21 protein-coding genes are annotated in these 18529 nt (G+C 43.0%); 13 read left to right on the top strand and 8 right to left on the bottom strand.

Features of this window, described 5'->3' with window-relative positions; all coding sequences use genetic code 11:
• Positions 1 to 17: 17 nt before the first annotated feature.
• Together ACR8BL_RS02330 and ACR8BL_RS02325 are read right to left on the bottom strand one after the other, a co-directional pair.
• On the bottom strand, positions 18 to 668 hold the full coding sequence (locus ACR8BL_RS02330; RefSeq protein WP_434751117.1) for a TetR/AcrR family transcriptional regulator: 651 nt from the start codon (positions 666 to 668) through the stop codon (positions 18 to 20).
• Positions 655 to 1857, bottom strand: coding sequence for an MFS transporter (locus tag ACR8BL_RS02325; protein WP_434751116.1), 1203 nt, complete (start codon positions 1855 to 1857; stop codon positions 655 to 657). Before ACR8BL_RS02325 ends, ACR8BL_RS02330 begins: the two co-directional genes overlap by 14 nt.
• Before the next feature lie 139 nt (positions 1858 to 1996).
• Here ACR8BL_RS02325 and ACR8BL_RS02320 point away from each other — a divergent pair, with 139 nt between their 5' ends.
• The 4 genes from ACR8BL_RS02320 to ACR8BL_RS02305 all read left to right on the top strand — a co-directional run bounded on the left by ACR8BL_RS02320 (position 1997) and on the right by ACR8BL_RS02305 (position 3844).
• Positions 1997 to 2737, top strand: a complete 741-nt coding sequence (locus ACR8BL_RS02320) for a class I SAM-dependent methyltransferase (protein ID WP_434751115.1) — start codon at positions 1997 to 1999, stop codon at positions 2735 to 2737.
• A gap of 54 nt (positions 2738 to 2791) precedes the next feature.
• Positions 2792 to 2980: a hypothetical protein gene (locus tag ACR8BL_RS02315; RefSeq protein WP_434751114.1), complete on the top strand. Its 189-nt coding sequence runs from the start codon at positions 2792 to 2794 to the stop codon at positions 2978 to 2980.
• A gap of 230 nt (positions 2981 to 3210) precedes the next feature.
• On the top strand, positions 3211 to 3636 hold the full coding sequence (locus ACR8BL_RS02310) for a hypothetical protein (protein ID WP_434751113.1): 426 nt from the start codon (positions 3211 to 3213) through the stop codon (positions 3634 to 3636).
• Complete coding sequence (locus ACR8BL_RS02305) at positions 3605 to 3844, top strand: alpha/beta hydrolase (RefSeq protein WP_434751112.1); 240 nt, start codon at positions 3605 to 3607, stop codon at positions 3842 to 3844. Before ACR8BL_RS02310 ends, ACR8BL_RS02305 begins: the two co-directional genes overlap by 32 nt.
• A gap of 88 nt (positions 3845 to 3932) precedes the next feature.
• On the opposite strand, the gene ACR8BL_RS02300 is transcribed toward ACR8BL_RS02305, so the two are convergent.
• Positions 3933 to 4190 (bottom strand): GlsB/YeaQ/YmgE family stress response membrane protein, encoded by a 258-nt coding sequence (locus tag ACR8BL_RS02300; RefSeq protein WP_434751111.1) that lies wholly within the window; start codon positions 4188 to 4190, stop codon positions 3933 to 3935.
• A gap of 173 nt (positions 4191 to 4363) precedes the next feature.
• Between ACR8BL_RS02300 and ACR8BL_RS02295 the strand changes: the two genes are divergently transcribed.
• The 4 genes from ACR8BL_RS02295 (at position 4364) to ACR8BL_RS02280 (ending at position 8550) form a co-directional block, all read left to right on the top strand.
• The gene (locus ACR8BL_RS02295) at positions 4364 to 5071 is read left to right on the top strand and encodes a response regulator transcription factor (protein ID WP_434751110.1); all 708 of its coding nucleotides are present in this window, start codon (positions 4364 to 4366) and stop codon (positions 5069 to 5071) included.
• A 41-nt stretch (positions 5072 to 5112) separates the two neighbouring features.
• Positions 5113 to 6501: a sensor histidine kinase gene (locus tag ACR8BL_RS02290; protein WP_434751109.1), complete on the top strand. Its 1389-nt coding sequence runs from the start codon at positions 5113 to 5115 to the stop codon at positions 6499 to 6501.
• Positions 6502 to 6615: 114 nt separating this feature from the next.
• The gene (locus ACR8BL_RS02285) at positions 6616 to 7335 is read left to right on the top strand and encodes a hypothetical protein (RefSeq protein WP_434751108.1); all 720 of its coding nucleotides are present in this window, start codon (positions 6616 to 6618) and stop codon (positions 7333 to 7335) included.
• 315 nt (positions 7336 to 7650) lie between these two features.
• Positions 7651 to 8550: a cation diffusion facilitator family transporter gene (locus ACR8BL_RS02280; protein ID WP_434751107.1), complete on the top strand. Its 900-nt coding sequence runs from the start codon at positions 7651 to 7653 to the stop codon at positions 8548 to 8550.
• A 145-nt stretch (positions 8551 to 8695) separates the two neighbouring features.
• Here ACR8BL_RS02280 and ACR8BL_RS02275 read toward each other — a convergent pair whose 3' ends face one another.
• The 3 genes from ACR8BL_RS02275 to ACR8BL_RS02265 form a co-directional block, all read right to left on the bottom strand.
• Positions 8696 to 9166 carry a ferritin family protein gene (locus ACR8BL_RS02275; protein ID WP_434751106.1) on the bottom strand — a complete coding sequence of 157 codons (471 nt, stop codon included), beginning with the start codon at positions 9164 to 9166 and terminating at the stop codon, positions 8696 to 8698.
• 126 nt (positions 9167 to 9292) lie between these two features.
• Positions 9293 to 9742: a hypothetical protein gene (locus ACR8BL_RS02270; RefSeq protein WP_434751105.1), complete on the bottom strand. Its 450-nt coding sequence runs from the start codon at positions 9740 to 9742 to the stop codon at positions 9293 to 9295.
• A gap of 73 nt (positions 9743 to 9815) precedes the next feature.
• A complete protein-coding gene (locus tag ACR8BL_RS02265) occupies positions 9816 to 10001 on the bottom strand; it encodes a hypothetical protein (RefSeq protein WP_434751104.1) in 186 nt (61 codons plus the stop codon).
• Between the two features lie 291 nt (positions 10002 to 10292).
• Between ACR8BL_RS02265 and ACR8BL_RS02260 the strand changes: the two genes are divergently transcribed.
• Genes ACR8BL_RS02260 through ACR8BL_RS02250 form a run of 3 tightly spaced genes read left to right on the top strand, consistent with a single transcriptional unit; the run spans position 10293 to position 14539 of the window.
• Positions 10293 to 12191 (top strand): beta-glucoside-specific PTS transporter subunit IIABC, encoded by a 1899-nt coding sequence (locus ACR8BL_RS02260; protein ID WP_434751103.1) that lies wholly within the window; start codon positions 10293 to 10295, stop codon positions 12189 to 12191.
• A gap of 44 nt (positions 12192 to 12235) precedes the next feature.
• The gene (licT, locus tag ACR8BL_RS02255; RefSeq protein WP_434751102.1) at positions 12236 to 13075 is read left to right on the top strand and encodes a BglG family transcription antiterminator LicT; all 840 of its coding nucleotides are present in this window, start codon (positions 12236 to 12238) and stop codon (positions 13073 to 13075) included.
• A gap of 15 nt (positions 13076 to 13090) precedes the next feature.
• The gene (locus ACR8BL_RS02250) at positions 13091 to 14539 is read left to right on the top strand and encodes a glycoside hydrolase family 1 protein (protein WP_434751101.1); all 1449 of its coding nucleotides are present in this window, start codon (positions 13091 to 13093) and stop codon (positions 14537 to 14539) included.
• A 114-nt stretch (positions 14540 to 14653) separates the two neighbouring features.
• On the opposite strand, the gene ACR8BL_RS02245 is transcribed toward ACR8BL_RS02250, so the two are convergent.
• Both ACR8BL_RS02245 and ACR8BL_RS02240 read right to left on the bottom strand, forming a co-directional pair.
• A complete protein-coding gene (locus tag ACR8BL_RS02245) occupies positions 14654 to 16030 on the bottom strand; it encodes an MmgE/PrpD family protein (protein ID WP_434752985.1) in 1377 nt (458 codons plus the stop codon).
• 171 nt (positions 16031 to 16201) lie between these two features.
• Positions 16202 to 17161, bottom strand: coding sequence for a LysR family transcriptional regulator (locus ACR8BL_RS02240; RefSeq protein ID WP_434751100.1), 960 nt, complete (start codon positions 17159 to 17161; stop codon positions 16202 to 16204).
• A 228-nt stretch (positions 17162 to 17389) separates the two neighbouring features.
• Here ACR8BL_RS02240 and ACR8BL_RS02235 point away from each other — a divergent pair, with 228 nt between their 5' ends.
• Complete coding sequence (locus ACR8BL_RS02235; RefSeq protein WP_434751099.1) at positions 17390 to 17947, top strand: DJ-1 family glyoxalase III; 558 nt, start codon at positions 17390 to 17392, stop codon at positions 17945 to 17947.
• Between the two features lie 12 nt (positions 17948 to 17959).
• A complete protein-coding gene (locus tag ACR8BL_RS02230) occupies positions 17960 to 18514 on the top strand; it encodes a DJ-1 family glyoxalase III (protein WP_036615521.1) in 555 nt (184 codons plus the stop codon).
• Positions 18515 to 18529 lie beyond the last annotated feature (15 nt).

Genomic DNA, 18529 nt, shown 5'->3' with positions numbered 1-18529 from the left:
GGGTTTCTTTTGTTTAATTACGATCTCGTGTGCTCATTGCTTACATAATGCAGCAGCATATCAACTAACTGTCTCGTCATCTGATCATCCAATTGATGAAGCTTATGTGAGCGGTGTGTAAACATCTTCTGAAGCATACCCATCATCACCGTAAATATGAACTGCGCCAGCTTAAGCGGAGGGGTAGCATTACGGATGCTGCCGTCGGCAACTCCTGAGACTAATGCTTGAAGCAGGAAGTGGTTCTCTTTACCGTTTTGGATAAACCGTTCATAGGTGTCTTTCAGTTCTTGCTGAAAATGAACCACCTCATAATTGATATCGAATAGTTGAATAAAACGAATATGGTCGGGATTCATCTTGGCAAAAGAAACCCATGCGTTCAGCATCGCTGCAAGCTGTTCACGGCCACTACCACTTGAGCTTGCAGCCTGTCCAACATGCTGTGTCATGGATTCAACCAACTGCATCTGAATGGTGAGCAGCAGCTCATCGATCGACTGAAAATGCTTATAGAAGGTCACTCGGCTTAGATTTGCTTCAGCGCAAATGTCTTTGATTTTAACTTGAAGCAAACCGTGTTTTAGAAAAAGTTGCTTACCCGCTTCGATCAGTTCATCCCGATTCTGATTTTTTAACTGCTGATGCCAATTCTCATTCGTTTGCATATCGGTTTCCTTTCCTGAAACGTTGTCCGCTCATCGTAAGTGATAATGCTGCCAGTAACATAAAGGCACCAAAAATATACGGAAAGTTCACGTTTTTGTCAAACAGCAGACCGGCAACAAGTGGTCCAAAGACGGTTCCTAAGCTGGAATACGTCGTATTCAGACCTGATGCATAACCTTGACGATCCCCGGCACTTTTGGATATCAGGGAGCTGACGGTTGGCCGCAGAAATGCATTAAATGCAAAATAAAGCGCCGATGCAAATAACAGAAATACCAGATTGACCTTAATTAACATAAGCAAAAGGGCAATTGGGGTCATGATTAAGGACAGACGGATGAGTTTGATTTCGCCCAAGCGTTTCACAAAAAAGTCCAGCAACCAGATTTGGATGACGATGCCGATAACAGCTCCCATGGTAATGATAATCGAGATGGTTGAAGCAGTGAAGCCATATTTGGTTTCCGCAAAAAGGGAGAAGACCGTCTCATAACTCATCAAACCAAAGGTCATCACTAGAATAATCAACAAGTATCCGAAATAGGGAACCTTGAATGAACTCCAGATTTGCTCGCCCATAGCGAAACCCTTTTTCTTCGAAGAAGAGAGTATTCTTTTTTCAGGTGGAAGAGTCTCGGGCAAAAGAAGGGTAAGCAGTGCGGCAACCAGACCCAAACCGGAAGCGACGAAATACGGCATACGCACACCCATCTCGGCAATAAAACCGCCAAGACCTGGCCCAAGCACCATACCCAGGTTCATCGATGCACCGAAATAACCCATCCCCTTGGAACGGGTCTCCGGAGTTGTAATATCAGCAACATAAGCCAGATTGGCTGGAACCATCAGACCTAGACTGATTCCTCCGATGAAACGAGCGATATAGAGGAGAGGCAAAGATGTCGATACCGCAAAAATAAGATCGGACACGACCACAAGAAACATTCCGGCCATAATCAGCTTTTTACGTCCAAACCGGTCAGCCCATTGTCCTCCCAGCGGCGAAAATAGAAACTGGGCTGCGCCAAAGGCTGCGACCAAAAATCCGGCAACGGTGCCTCCAGCATGGAACAGCTTGAGATACTCCGGTAAAATCGGGATCAGCATCCCTTGTCCCAACAAAGCAATAAACAGATTTAACATGAGAATGAACATCGGAAAGCGGGTGGATTGTGTCATCGAACTCATACGTTTAAATTTCTCCTTCTCCATCATTTACACACTTTTATATGGTTTACACATCGTTAACCTTTACTCAATGTAAATCATTATAGTGTGTTATAATTCCTGTTGTAAATACATTTTTGATGGAAAAGGGTGAGACATATTGATTGATCACAACAATCAGGAAGAGTATCGGGATCCGATGAATTATGATCTGGAATTTGGCGGAGAGACGGACAAATACGAATTCTTTCTTCAACTGGCTGAGAAACATCCGGGACATGTGCTGGAGCTTGCTTGTGGAACCGGATTAACCACACTTCATTTAGCGGAACGGGGTATTCGTATAACAGGTGTAGATATCGTAAAGCCCATGCTCGCGTATGCGAGGATCAAAGCGAAGGATCTGCCGGTTGCTTTTATCGAAGCAGATGCACGCACGTTTGAGTCCGATCAGCGCTTCTCTATGATTTTTCTGACGGGAAATGCATTTCAGGCATTTCTCAGCGATGAGGATCAGCAAGCATTGCTGCAAACCGTATATAAACATTTGGAACCCGGTGGAATATTCGCATTTGAAATGCGGAATCCGGACGGCAATGATCTATCGGATGAAGAGGAAGAGAGCTGGGGTACATTTGTTGATATGGATGGTGTTACGGTCAAGGTATCTGGTAGCCAGACGTATGATGCCGAGAACCAGATTATGCACTGGACGACCATTCGGGACTGGGAACATCGTCAAACGACGTCACGCATTGCTTGTCGATTTACTGATGTGCAGACACTGCAGCAGTTGCTGGAAAAGCAAGGTTTTACGGTAGAGAAACAGTATGCGAACTGGGATCAAACGTTGTTTCAACCCTCAAGTCCGATGGTGATAAGTTTATGTAAGAAAGAATGAGAATGCATTAAAATTAGGATTGAAATTACATAAGTAGAAAGGGGAATATTGAATATGACAACAACATCTAAGACTTGTAACGACTGTGGAGGTACATCCTTTGTGGAGGCAACCGATTTTATTAATTTACGTCCTTTGGATAAAAAGATGTCACTTGGTTCTGAACGTGTATATACGATCTGCCTGAACTGCGGTGAGGTCGTTTCCATTAAGGTGAAGAATCCGGAGAAGCTGGTGAAATAAAATAGTTCTCGGGAGAGAAAACAAACGAAACACTGTACTTTTAGCAAGACTTAACTGTTTCTATCTACTCGTCACAGGCAACCGATGCATGTATCGGTTGTCTTTTTTTGTTTTTTCCACCCCAACCCATATCATCACATGTCCGTATCACAAATCCCTCTCCTTGTATTTCAAATGTCACCTTTAATAGAATATCCGTCACTCTTCTTACGGCGATCGGAACACTAGCCATGAGTTATCAGGACAAGCTGGTCCGTCAGGCGACACAGGATTACGGTGATTATGAGGTATCATTTAACGGGGTTTCAGGCAACGACGTACCCCGCATCGTGAATCAGGCCGCCATAGGCAGTGCAGGAGTCATTCATCGTATTGGTTATGCAATCATAAGTTCCACGAGTGAAAAGGAGAAAAACGAAAACCCGTTTGCTGCGCCGTATCGTTATTTGAATGTGAAAGGATACGATTCACAAGCCATGTCCAAGCTTCAAATTCAATTGGAGAATGGACATCTGCCGCAAAAACCTAATGAAATCATCCTGTCATCCTGGAGCCTGAATAATTTCACTTCGAAACCAGCGATTGGTGACAAGATTACGCTAAACCTGGGGGATCGGCTCGAACTTGTCCGCACTTCAAATTACGGGAAGCAATGATGGTGTTCTGAACTGGGAATCGTGGGAAAAAGCCAAATCCAATCTTCCTAATGACACAACATTTGTAAGTATTGAAGGCGGCAACCATGGTCAATTTGGCTCATACGGAATGCAAAAGGGAGACAATGAGCCCAAGATCACAGAGCAAGAGCAGCTTAAAAGGGTCGTTCAGGCATTGAAAGAATGGTTTAGTAAGCTCAATCCCTAGAACATAAAAGATTAGAATAATTTCTTAATTACAAAGGACTCCAAGGGTTAAACCGAAATGGCCTAACCTTTGGAGTCTTTTAACTTTTTTAACGTCTTCGGAATGCACCGCCACGCGCTAGAGCAAAAAAGATCAGCAGCGCAATAATCGCTCCCACAATCGCGGGAATGATATGAAATCCTCCCAGCACAGGCCCTCTTGCACCAAGCAGCTCTGTTCCTAACCAGGAACCAATAAAGCCTGCGACAATATTTCCAATCACGCCTCCCGGCACATCACGCCCAATCAAATTTCCACTTAACCAACCGATAAGACCACCGACGATGAGTACCCATAAAAGATCCATGCATTTGTCTCCTTTCTGTTGGTTTATTTAAGTTATGTATGAAGCAGACGAACTTGAACCTGGAACCCGATGTTTTTTTGCCAAAGCATTGTTATAGTAGACATATTGAGTTCGTGTACGATAGAGAATGTAAAAAAACGAATGCATGGATATGCCGAACAGGAGGAATCCTTTTGAAAAAAATTCTAGTCATTGATGATGAAATCGCCATTCGAGATTTAATTGAGCTCGTACTAAGGCGAGAGAACTACGAGGTGCAGACCGCAGAGGATGGCAAAACCGGACTGCAATTGCTGGGTTCTTTTCAACCCGATCTGGTGGTGCTTGATTTGATGCTGCCAGACTGCTCCGGATATGACTTGTGCAAGGAAATCACCGGGAAACGTGCGGTTCCTGTAATTATGCTTTCTGCCAAAAATGAGATTATAGACAAGGTACTCGGGCTTGAGCTTGGTGCGGAAGATTACATGACCAAACCTTTTGATAATCGGGAATTGCTTGCCCGCATTAAGGTGATTTTGAGAAGAAACGATAACAGGGAGGACACGAGTGAAGTCACAGCAGTGGAAGCCACACGCATCATACATGAAGAGCTGACATTTGACCTGGAAAGCCGTAGAGTGCTGAAAAATGATGTGCCTGTCTCGTTAACAGCCAAAGAGTTTAAAATTCTGGAGACGTTACTCAGGAGGCCTGACAAAATTTACACCCGGGATGAGCTTTTACAGATCGGATGGGGTTATGACTTTATGGGAGACAGTCGCAGTGTGGATATGACCATCATGCGATTACGGAAGAAGCTGGAGGATAACGCGGACGAACCGAAATATGTGAGAACGATTTATGGATTTGGTTATCAGCTTGGAGGTGGCGAGGCCTGAAGTACGCAACCCGGTTACTGCTGAATTATTTATTTTTCTCCGTGCTGTCCTTTGGCATTATCATATTTGCCGTCAATAAAGCTATTGATTACTACAGCTTCATTACCATTGAAAAACAAATGATGGAGAAGGCAGATCTGTCGGAGTTGTCCTTCCGTGAAGTGCTGGCACAGCATCGATCATCATCAGGGGAGCCGCAGACGAAAGAAATCGTCAGACTTGCTCTGGAGAAGCTGAAAGCATCAGGCAAGGAAGTGCGTATCTATGACAGTTCCAAGCAGCTACTGGGCTTAGCTGTAGAGGGCATCATCATTAATGATGGAAAACCACATATTTTCGTGAAAAATATTGAAAAAGCTCTGAACGGCAACTATGTCTACACTGTAACAGATAATCATTTGCTTTATTTTGCGACTCCCATTCAGAATCAGTTTTACGAAAACGCTTATGTGTTTGAATTCGTGGAGGACATTTCGTACTTTTATGCTATCATGGATCAAATCCGTTATGTTCTGTTTGCCGGGGCAGGCGGATTCATTGTGCTGATTACGTTAGCCAGCCTGTGGATTGCACGCAGTACAACCAAACCGATTAAAGTGCTTCTTGGTGCTGCACAAAGTTTCTCCAGACAGGAATTTCGGAGAGTTCATCTGAACCGCAAGGATGAGCTGGGTATGCTCGCGGATGGACTGGATTCCATGGGACGGCAGCTTCACGATTACATTCAGTACCAGAAACAATTTGTCTCCAATGTATCTCACGAGTTAAAAACACCGTTGGCAGCGATTCGTGGTTTCTCTCAGTACCTGTATGAAGGGGAACATGAGAACAAAGAGTTGCAAAAAATCTATTCGCATCTGCTGCAGGAATCAGATCGGCTGACCCGTTTGATCAATGAATTGTTATTGTTATCCCGATTCGACAAGACGGGTTCAAGCGAACTGGAGGTCGAAAAGACGGAAATGAACGCGCTGATTCAGCAAGTTACCATGAATATGGAAGGAAAGGCGAAGGATAAAGAAATCAAAATCACAGTTCATAAAGCGCAGGGCGAAACCTCAGATGAAGGTGAAGGTCTGACAAAAGTCTATGCAAACGTAAATCCAATGCTGATGTCTCATGCGATTGCCAACCTTATGGATAACGCCATCAAATATTCAGGCAGTCATTCACAGATTGAAATAGAGATGGAATATACGCCAAACGAGGTGGGGATTCGGATACGGGATGAAGGCATAGGCATCGCTGGTGATGAGCTGGAGCGAGTACAGGAACGCTTTTACCGGGCGAAAAATGCAAGCACAGCGAATGGTTCAGGTCTCGGCCTTTCCATTAGCAAAGAAATCGTAGAGCGCTTTAATGGGTATATTGACGTGGAAAGTCAGTTAGGACAAGGGACTACCGTGACGATTGTCCTGCCTCGCGCGTAAATATAAGTGCAATTCAGGTGTTGTTACAAGACTGATACAATTCTGTTATGAGACTAACAAATGTTTTTTCTATAATTACTTCATAAGAACAAATCACACATTTATGGAGGGATTATGATGAAATTAACAAAGAAATCTGCGAGCTTTATCCTGCTAAGTGTTTTACTAACGATGGCTCTGACGGGGTGTCAGTCCACTGATGCCAAGTCACCAGCAACCGGACAGAACTCGGCTGAACAAAATACGTCGAACGGACAAAGTAAAGATGAAGGTACATCGGATTCAAAAAAATCAGATTCTGAAAGTACCGAAGGACAGAGCTCTGAAGTGGTGAAGGAAGGCTCAGTGCAAAAAGAAGGTAATGTAGTGTTGAAGGAGCTTGCTTTTGTTTATAATAATCAAACCATTGCCATTTCGGATACAGTGAATGAAGAGCAGATGGAGCAAGAGCTGGGCAAGCCGGATAAGATGAAATCTCATACGTATACTGCCGGCGATGGAACCAATATGGATAATTTAATCGGATTTACGGAAAAAGTATATACGTATCCTGGTCTGGAGATTAAAACCATCAGCGTACCTGGAGGAAAACAAGACTCGATCTTTAATATCAAAATTACCGATCCCAAGTACACAACTGTTCGAAATATTAAAGCAGGGGACAGCTTAGACACACTAAAAAAAGCGTATCCTGAAGGGAAACTGGTAGGTAATGGAGCACCTGACGAGGAGGATGACTTCCGTTACGAGCCATCCAACTACGTAGATGTCATGTCGTTCCATATTAAGGATGCCAAGGTCGAGAGTATTCACATCTTCAGTTTGTTAGACTAATGTAGTGCCCGATTCAAATCGATTGACAGAGCCACTTCATACGCTTCACTTTTTTTCAAACCTGCCCAATTGTGGGCAGGTTTTTATGTCGTTATGAGTCGATTATAGATTGATATAGAACAGAGCGCTTTACCTTTTAAAATATAGACAGCGTACAAGTTTGCCATACACAACTTTTTTGGATTCCCGTTAAACTCTTGCCGCTCTCAGATTATGTTTGCTCACACTTAAAACGTTTCTCTAGACCCACACAAATGTTGAATGATACCATCATACAAGTGTTACGAGAGTTGAAGATTGCAGGAGGAACAGAACGTGGATCAACTAAGATACGATAACTTAAAACTCGGGGAACGAGGGGCGATCATCAGTATCATCGCTTATATATGTTTGACCGCATTAAAAATGGTGATTGGCACAATTGCTGGCTCTGAAGCACTCAGAGCAGACGGCTTGAATAATGCGACGGATATTGTTGCGTCCATCGCTGTACTGATTGGCTTAAGGTTCGCCCAGCGTCCGGCAGATAAAGATCATACATATGGGCACTGGCGAGCAGAAACGGTGGCGTCTCTTGTGGCTTCTTTTATCATGATGGCCGTGGGACTGCAAGTATTGTTCGAAGCTTTCGGTTCTGTGTTCGAAGGCAAGCATGAATCTCCTGATCTTATTGCCGCATATACAGGCATTTTCTCTTCGGTTATTATGGTTTTGGTCTATCGCTATAATAAAAGACTGGCAACACGTATCAAAAGTCAGGCCGTTATGGCTGCCGCAAAGGATAACATCTCCGATGCTTGGGTGAGTATCGGTGCGGTCATCGGTATTGTAGGTTCTCAGTTCGGTCTGCCTTGGCTTGACCCTGTAACGGCAATTATCGTCGGTTTGCTGATCTGCAAAACGGCTTGGGATATTTTCAGAGAAGCTACACACCACCTTACGGATGGATTCGATGTAGAGTTGATTCAGGAATACCGGGACACGATTGCCGGAATTGACGGTGTGGAGACTGTTAAAGATGTGAGAGCGCGTAATTACGGCAGCAATGCCGTGGTTGACGTTGTAATCACCGTTCGAGGAGATCTCGATTTGCAGCAAGCACATGACATCTGTACAGATGTAGAGAATGAACTGCTGGAAGAGCATGATGTGTATACGGTACACGTTCACGTCGAACCAGAGCCGGAGCAGGAAACGCTCAACGAATACATGTAATATTGTTCTGAATTAAAAAGGGACAAGGTAACATAAAACCAGTAAACGATGATGTTTACTGGTTTTTTTGACGAAGTTGCTTATGGATCTGGGTTGTTTATCGATCTGGATTAGGTTTAACAGGCAGAAGCCCGCATTCCTCAAATTACTTGGGCATATTATACATGATCAGATTATTGTACTTATCCGCATGTTTTTGCTCATCCAGAATAATACCCCACACGGTATCTTTGTATATGCCGTAAGGGAGACCAAACCATATCTTTCTGTACTTTTCAACTGCGGCAAGTTCACCCTGAAACGCCTTTTGCAAACCACCCAAATAAGATGTAACAGTTTCCGGTGATTCAGTACTTCCGCCCGTGATCTCCTGACCTGTGAGGTCTTTATACATCTCTCTGAACATTTGATTATGCCCGCGCTCATCATCGCGAATGCCTGTAATGATTGCTGCTTGGTACGTATCAGGAGCCATGCGAATAAGAGCATCGTAGAATAGTTCATCATTTCGTTCACCTTGAACAGCCGATTGAATTAATCGAAGAGCTTCATCTGTCGATGTCGCCCACACGGGCATAAATGGTTTTCTATAAAAATAAGGATACGGTGCGTACATGCCAATCCCTCCAACACAATGATGAGTTAAGATATGCACATACACCCACCAATGTTAACTTTCCTTTATTTTATTTAGCTCGCTGTGAGTTGATCCATGGATACCCTCAAGGGTTTAACCTTCACCTCAATGGTTTGGAACGGACACTTTCAATAGCTTACTGTACCCATAAGCGAGCACAAACGGCAGGAAATAAGACCAGAATGTCCAGAAGATATTCCATCCGTTAAAATAAACAACATGACCCATCATCTTGGCAATCCACTCGATCAACGTTAACAAGAGTGCTGAAACAACGATACTCGGCCAAGGCCTGGCGTTTTTCACCAGAATCAGATACATCATAATACAGCCTGTAACCGGATATATGCCCAGATCCATCGGAAGGGCCGCATAGGCTTCATTACGAGTATGGGGCAGGATATTCCAGAAATAATTAAATCCAACACTGTTAATGCAATTGGATATTGCAACACCAAGAGGATAATAGATAACGAAGAGTTTATAGTGCCGCCGTAAAATCCATGCACCCAGTAGAAGGGGGATGAACATACCAATAATCCAGTTACCTAACATTTCTTTTCTCCTCCAACTTTAACTGCATGTCGTTGATTCCAGTCTCGGACTTTGAACGTTTATATATGACACTTTAATTGGTTTTCGACTGTTCCAGAAGGCGGTTCACCTTATTGTTCAATTCTTCCAGCTTTTTATCATAATGCTTGTACGTATACCATCCAATCACTGCTTTGACCGCCAAAAAGAGCACTGCAGCAAAGACAACCAAAATATAATTATGTGCGATCTGTCTTAACCAATCATTAACATGCTGCATGGTATATCACTCCTGTCACGTTCATATATTATTTGGTTAAGATGCCCATGAAATGCTTAAGTGATGCATAAGATATGATATGACTCTTGCGTGGAAGGTGTTGCTTTTTGTCGAAATCCATGCTACATTATCGATGTAAACGTTTATAAATGCAATAAACAACATCATATATGATTCAATTTGGCGTGTTACTGTTCGGCAGGCAAGGCCTAAATTGGGTGGTTTGTATATTTATTATACCCACCCAATTTAGGCCTTTTTTTATGCAAAATTTCAGGGTGAGGTGTTTACATGAATTACAAAGAAACCGCTAAGGCTATCCTTGACAAAGTAGGCGGACAAGAAAATATTAATGATTTTCTCCATTGCTCTACTCGATTAAGGATGAATTTGAAAGATCCAAATCAAGCAAAAACCGAAGAAATTAAAGCCATGGATGGCATCATGGGAGCCGTATACAGTGGCGGACAATATCAAGTTATTATCGGTAATGATGTAAGTTATGTATATAATGAACTTAAACAAATGATCACTATAAACACAGATGAGAAGCCGGAGCCAAACAAGAAAAGAGATATGAGTTTTAAAGGTTTGTTTGAGAGTTTTGCCGGATTGATTACGGGCATTTTCCAGCCGATCATTCCAGCAATCGCAGCGGCGGGTATGTTTAAAGCTTTGCTTTTATTGTGCACATCGCTCGGTATACTTTCTAAAGAAAGTCAGATTTACGCGTTATTGCTTAATATCGCCGATTCAGCGTTTTATTTTCTGCCTGTATTGCTGGCATACTCAAGTGCGCAGAAATTCAAAACCAATCCTTATATTGCAGCCACACTGGCGGGGGTATTACTGCATCCTAAAATGATCGCATTACTTGGCGGAGAAGTACCCGTGGAAATCGCTGGTATTCCTGTACCTAATATCAGTTATGCGTCCAGCGTTTTACCCATCATTCTGACCGTATGGCTCATGTCGTATGTTGAGAAATTTGCGGATAAGGTATCCCCTGGTCCAGTGAAAATCTTCTTGAAACCTTTAATTGTCATACTTGTCATGGCACCACTGGCTCTCACTGTTTTGGGACCCATCGGTAACTATTTGGGTGTAGGTTTGTCTGATGGTTTATTCTGGATTCAAGGTAAAATTGGCTGGTTAACCGTTGTAATTTTGGCTGTATTCCTTCCGTTTATCGTGATGTTCGGAATGCACAAAGTGTTTTATCCCGTTATTTTCGCAGCAATGGTTTCACCCGGATATGAAACATTGATTCATAGTGCAATGCTTTCTTCTAACATGGCACAAGGCGCTGGAGCGCTCGCGGTCTGGTTCTTGGCTAAGGACAAAAAATTGAAGCAAGTTGCGTTGCCAGCTGGTATATCTGGATTGTTCGGTATTACGGAACCTGCTTTGTACGGGGTACATTTACGTCTGAAACGTACTTTGGTAGCTTGTATGATTGGAGCGGGTTCAGCGGGACTCTTTGCCGGTATCGTCAACTTGAAAGCTTATGCAGCAGTAGGACCGGGTCTTGCATCGTTACCTATGTTTATCGGGGCTGAAAATAACTTCACATATGCCTTGATTACAGCAGCTATTTCTATCGTTGTTACTCCAATTGCCGTTTATTTCATCGGTTTTAATGATCCAGGAGCAGAAGATAATGCACAAGCTTCATCAGGAGAATCCGCTCAAGTAGAAACAACTCCGGCAGCTCCAAAGAAAGAGAAATTGCAGTCGCGTTTGGTTGTTTTCTCCCCGATTGAGGGCGAGGCAATCTTGTTAAAAGCAGTGAACGATGAAGCGTTCTCCCAAGAAGCGATGGGGAAAGGTATGGCGATTAAACCTTCCAAAGGTCAAGTTGTAGCTCCATTTGATGGAACAGTTCAAACTGTTTTTCGCACCAAACACTCGATCGGTTTGAGATCGGTAGAAGGCGTTGAAATTCTGATCCACATCGGGATTGATACTGTGAAGTTAAAAGGACAACACTTTAATGTTGTTGTTCAAGAGGGTGATGTCGTGAAACACGGACAACTTCTGATCGAGTTTGATATGGAGGCCATTGAAAAAGCAGGCTACGACACAACAACACCGGTTATTGTAACCAACAGTGGTGATTATCTTGAAATCCTTGGACATGAGCAGTCCGGTAAAATAGGAGCTGAGACACCACTAATAACCATTTTGTAATATTATGAGGGTGAGGTTCACCCTGAACATAGAGGAGCATGGATATGAGAGTAGTTAAGGTTCTCAATACAAGTATTGTTTTGGCCAAGCGTAATGACAAAAAAGAGGTTATCGCAATGGGCAAGGGAATCGGATTCAGAAGCAGACCCGGGGACATCATTAACGAAAATGAGATCGAAAAAGTATACGTCGTTGAGAATGAAGGCATGTCCTCGGATATGACAGCGCTGATGAGAGAGACGCCGGAAGAGTATTTAATTTTGGCAGACGAAATCATATCCTATGCTAAACAAGTATTATCAAGGGATCTCAGTGAGAATCTATACTTTTCGTTGACAGACCATCTTCATATGGCTGCCAAACGATTCAAATCCAATATTACGATACAAAATCGAATGTTATGGGAAGTGCAGAAGTTTTACCCGCAAGAATTCCTCATTGGGAAGCAGGCATTGAAGTTTATTAAAGATAAGCTTGGACTAGATCTGCCGGAAGAGGAGGCAGCTAACATCGCCTTCCATCTGGTCAATGCACAGCAAACGGAACAGAATATGAGTCAGGTTATGATTATGACCAACACCGTGAAGGATATTCTTAATATCATTCGTATTCAATATGGAATTGAGCTGGACACGTTAAGTATTAACTATTCACGCTTTTTGACTCATCTGCAGTTTTTTGTTCAGCGATTATTGGAGAATACGATGCTTGAATCCAAAGATGATGAATTGCTTGAACGGATCTCTAGTAAATATCCGGAGGAGAGCAATTGTGTTTCGAAGATCAACAACTACATTGGTGCAAAATTTGAACGGTTTATGTCCAACGAGGAGAGATTGTATCTCATCATTCACATTAGCCGTGTGATGGACAGAGCGCATTAATAGGAGGATTATGATATGACGACCATCAGAACATTTCCCGAAGGATTTTTATGGGGCGGAGCCATTGCAGCGAATCAGGCTGAGGGAGCCTGGAACGTAGCAGGAAAAGGGGTTTCCACCGCTGATACGGCTATGAATAAGAAAAACATAGGTGACTACAAAAAGCAAAATGCTGTAAGCTCGGAGCAGCTGGAAATCGCTCTTCAGGATCAATCTACATTGAATTATCCGAAACGAAGAGGAATTGATTTTTATCATCGCTATCCAGAAGACCTTGCATTATTGGGCGAGATGGGCATTAAAACATTACGTACGTCCATTGCGTGGACTCGAATTTTCCCGAATGGAAATGAAACGAATGCAAACGAAGAAGGTTTGCTATTCTACGATCGCCTTTTTGATGAGATGGTTAAGAATGGCATTGAGCCCTTGGTTACTTTGTCTCACTATGAGATGCCGATGTATCTGGTCGATCATTATGGAGGATGGACATCCAGAGACGTTGTTGATTTTTTTGTACGCTTTAGTACAACGGTGTTCAAGCGTTATAAAGATAAAGTGAAGTATTGGATCACTTTTAATGAAATTGACGGCATTGTGCGTCATCCGTTCACCAATGGTGGCATTGTTCCGGATCGCTTCGATAATGTTGAGCAGGCAGTATACCAATCGCTACATCACCAATTCGTTGCAAGTGCTTATGCGGTAAAGTTATGCCATGAGATCATGCCTAACGCTCAAATTGGATGTATGTTGACAAGCCTGTTGCACTATCCTCACACATGTAATCCACTGGATGTGCTGGCGGCACATAAAAATAATCAATTCAATCTGTTCTTTACCGATGTACAAGTACGAGGCGCTTATCCGGGTTACATCGAGAGATACTTTAGAGAACAGAATATTGTCATTGAAAAAGCTGTGGGTGACGACGAATTGCTGAAAAAATATACCGCTGACTTTATTTCATTCAGCTACTACAACTCCTTTGTTGCAAGTGCAGATAGCGAGGGCTTGGAAACAGTTAGTGGTAATACGATGGGAGGCGTAAAAAACCCGCATCTGCCTGTTAGTGATTGGGGATGGCAGATCGATCCGATTGGTCTGAGACTCGCGCTTAACAATCTGTACAGCCGTTATCAAGTACCTCTGTTTATCGTAGAAAATGGCATTGGTGCTTATGATACCGTTGAAGAAGATGGTACAATTAGCGATCCTTATCGTATCGAATACCTTCGTTCTCATATCGAACAAATGCATGAGGCTCTGCTGGACGGTGTTGAAATTATGGGGTATACCGTCTGGGGAATCATCGACCTGATCAGCTACTCTTCTTCTGAAATGGAAAAACGGTATGGTTTAATCCATGTCGATCAGGATAATGACGGAAACGGCACGCTTACGCGAAGACGAAAGGAAAGTTTCTTCTGGTATCAGAATTTGATTTCCAACAATAGACTATAATCTAGATACAGGAGGGGCTGTCCCTAGCCGTTTTATGACTTAGGGACAGCCCCTCTATCTTGTGCCATTTTGTTCTGGTTAAAAACATTTTCAGATATTCGTTAGCCAAATCACTTACAAGCAGAGCAGCATATCTACATGCTTTGAGTTCTCCAAATTTCGAATAAACTTAAATCTTTCTTTGTGTGTTTCGTCAAATGGAGTGGCAGAAAGAAAGCGATTGAATTTCTGTTCAAGCATTTCCCAGCCAAACGGTGTTTCAACATCACCTAAGGGTACTGGCATCCAGCGCCTATACGAACTGCCATCATACGTTGTTATTACAACGTGGGCAGCGCAAAAATGGGTCGGATGATCAGCTAGATACTGCTGCACTTCATCATCCAGTGTTACTGTGATTTTGTTAACCAGTTCATGCACCTCTGGATCGGTAAAGCTATCGAATATTAATTCCTCCGAATCCATACGGCCATATTTAAGAGCCACGGCTGAAGTAAATTGTGTGCTGGCCTGTGCTCCAATGGCTGTCTTCGGTTTTGGATTCGTTAGTCGGTAAACAAAGGAAGATGTTTTCACATCAACAGACTTGATCTCCGAAGGCGTTAAATGATAATCTTCACGAAGTTCCAGCATGGCGTCCAGCGTTGCGTGTAAGCCGCGCTGACAGGCATGGCGTTTAAAATATATACTCGTTACTTTAAAATCTATTCCCAGCCCATTTAATACATCACTTGTATCACAATGCCCGCTTGTACCTTTGAAGGCTTGAAAAAATCCATATCTTCCTTCTAATGCTGCATCAGGCCCCGTAAAACCACAGGATGCCAGTCTCATGGCTCTTAATCCGGTCAATGCGGCCCAGCCACTGCACAAAATTTTCCCCGATGTTCCATCATTCTGGTATTCAATCAAACCTCCTGTGAAAAGAGATGCAATCCCCATGGCATCTTTGGTCTGCTTGGCATCTGCTTTTGTTAGTTTGCATACCAATGCCGCTGCTGCAACAGCTCCGCACACCCCGGTAGCATCAAAACCTCTTTCACGATACATAAATGGATTAATCGCTTCACCTAACCTGGCATATACGTCGTATGCTGCAACAATAGCTGTAATCATCTGTTTGCCATCGTTTCGGTGTAATTGGGCCATACTTAGTAGAAGTGGAACCAGCACAGAACCGGGATGACCCATCGCATGACGATATCCATCATCAAGATCTGCACAGCGCGCCATCATCGTATGGATAAAGACTGCATGGTCTGTACTGGTGCGAACATCCTGTTCACCAAGCAGTGAAACCAATTCTTCATTTTTAATAACCGAGTCTGCAAGGGTTGCATATTTCAGGATGCGTTCACTTGCTTCCGAGTATCGGCCAAATATCATGTTACCGTAAGAGTCCAGTATCACTTGTTTACCGACCTCAATCGCCCTCTCGGAGAGATCCTCATATTGAAGGCGAGTTACATAATCAGCCAGTTCAACAATCATCGTTTTCACAACAATTCACCTCGTTATTTTGACTTCCATCCACGAATGTACGGGAAGTTTACATAACAAAAATATATAGTTGGCACGATGTTGAACTCCAGCACAAGTTAACTGCAATCACTCAACTTTTGTATGCACAAGATGGCTTGAAGGGCAATATCACTCGATTTGTTACTCGATTTGATGTAATGAAGGGTTGCAATAATGCTTGATTATTTTTTTCAGATCCTCTACGTAGGAAGGAAAGATTTTGTTTCTGTGATAAATCAATGCGAGCGGGTGGAGATAGGCAAAATCAGCGATCGGAAATACATGAAGCGGAGAGCTGGTATGCCCGGACTCATTCAACGCCTGTATTCCTGAAAGGTACATCGTTAACGAAAAACTTGCAGCATAATCTTCCGCACATAAAAGGTGATGAATGTCTGGTTGAGTTAATTCGTTAATGCAATACAAGGAAATATTACGTTCAGCGAGATGTTTATCGAGTAAAATACGAGAATTGAAGTTTTTCTTGTTCAGTACAAATGGAACATGTTGAAACAGACTCAGATCCGCACCTTGATTAAAGGTTTCGATACAATCGGGATACTGATCTGGGAAATAATGCTTAAGCAGATTGTCTGAAATGACCATGTACATTTGCTCATGCAGAATCGTTTCATACTTTACATTTTGCGTCACGATGTTGTCTACACCCGAGAGAAATAGATCCAGTGAATTGTTTAACACCATCTCCTGCATTTGCGGGGAAGTTGTACGATGAATTTCAAGCTGAACCTTTGGATGTAAGGTGTGAAATTCTTTTAACAGCTTCGGTACGATAATCGGATAACGCCCTTCGGTAATGCCAAAATGAATGGTGCCTGACTTATCCTCTTTCAAATCGGTGAGTTGATTCTCCATATTTTGATCCAGCAATTCAATTTGGCGAAGCGTGTTTTGCATAATTCTCCCTGCAGGTGTAAGAGCAATTTTAGGTTTTCGTTCAAAAAACGCAACCCCGTGTTTTTCTTCTAGACTTTTCAGATATTTGCTAAGGGACTGATGGGAAATATATAACCGCTTGGCTGCATTGGAGATATTTAACTCCTCGGATAGAACCAAAAAGTATTTATAGTTATTCAGCATACTGACCTCCTGTGTTTCCTCTCTGTGACTTTGATCAACGGATGACATATACCAACAAGGTTAGGATCATCATACTGCAACTAATAGTTACATACAAGCAATCTAAATGTGCTTTAGGGTTGCGGATATGTATGCTAAATTATGAATGTATCGCGGCACCTATAGCGTTGTAAGCGTGAGCAATAAAAAATTGCTTGCTCTGAATAAAATAAACAGGAGGTTATGTGCGTGAGTAAAGTTGCAGTTCTTTTAGCAGAAGGATTTGAAGAAAGTGAAACACTGACGATAGTGGATATTTTAAGAAGAGCCCATATCGAATGTCATATGATCAGTACAACGGGAGAAATGGTGCGAGGCAGTCATGACATCGTGGTCAAGGCTGATGCGCTCATCAGTGAAGATGTCAAAACCTACGATATGATTGTACTCCCTGGAGGAATGCCTGGGGCCGCTAATCTTCGTGATGATGAACGTGTGATCCAACTACTTCAGGAGATGAATCAATCTGGAAAATATGTAGCAGGTATGTGTGCGGCGCCACTTGCACTGGCTAAAGCGGGTGTTTTGGAAAATAAAAAGTTTACTGCCTATGTAGGCTATGATCAGAAGATTCAAACGAGCGGTACGTTTAAAGAAGACATTGTGGTTCAAGATGGAAACCTGATTACAAGTCGCGGCCCTGCAACGTCTTATGCTTTTGCTTTTTCATTGGTGGATGCTTTGGGCGGAGATAGCATGGCTGTGAAAAAACGTATGGTATATTTCAATGCATTTGATGCTGAATAGGAGGGAACTGAAATGACGAATAAAGTAGCAGTATTGATGGCGGAAGGTTACGAAGAGGGCGAAACGCTGACGATTGTGGATATTTTGAGAAGAGCCGGCCTGACATGTGACACGTTTTATTTTGGCGATAAGCTGGTTAAGGGCATGCACGGCATCTTTGTAGAAGCAGACAAACCTTTTGGCGAAGAAGTAAAGCAGTATGACATGATCGTTCTGCCGGGAGGCCGCCCAGGTGGACAAAACCTGAAGGAAAATCCCGATGTGATTGACATGGTGCAGTACTTCAATCAGAACAACAAATACATTGGCGCAATGTGTTCCGGTACGGTGGTACTGTCTGATGCCAAGGTCATTGAAGGCAAACAGGTAACAGGTTATGTAGGGTACGCTGAGAAATTGATTGGCGGCATCTTCAAGGATGAGGTTGTCGTAGCAGACCAAAACCTCGTTACAAGCCAAGGGCCTGCAACACCTTATCCGTTTGCATACAAAATTGCAGAGATTTTCGGCAAAGATACATCAGGCTTGCGTGAGAAGATGTTATATAACTTTGCCGGAGGCAAGTAAAGACAGCTAAGAGGG

It is taken from the genome of Paenibacillus amylolyticus, from assembly GCF_051136285.1.
GTDB classification, from domain to species: domain Bacteria; phylum Bacillota; class Bacilli; order Paenibacillales; family Paenibacillaceae; genus Paenibacillus; species Paenibacillus amylolyticus_F.
This window is presented reverse-complemented; position numbering and strand designations above follow the sequence as displayed.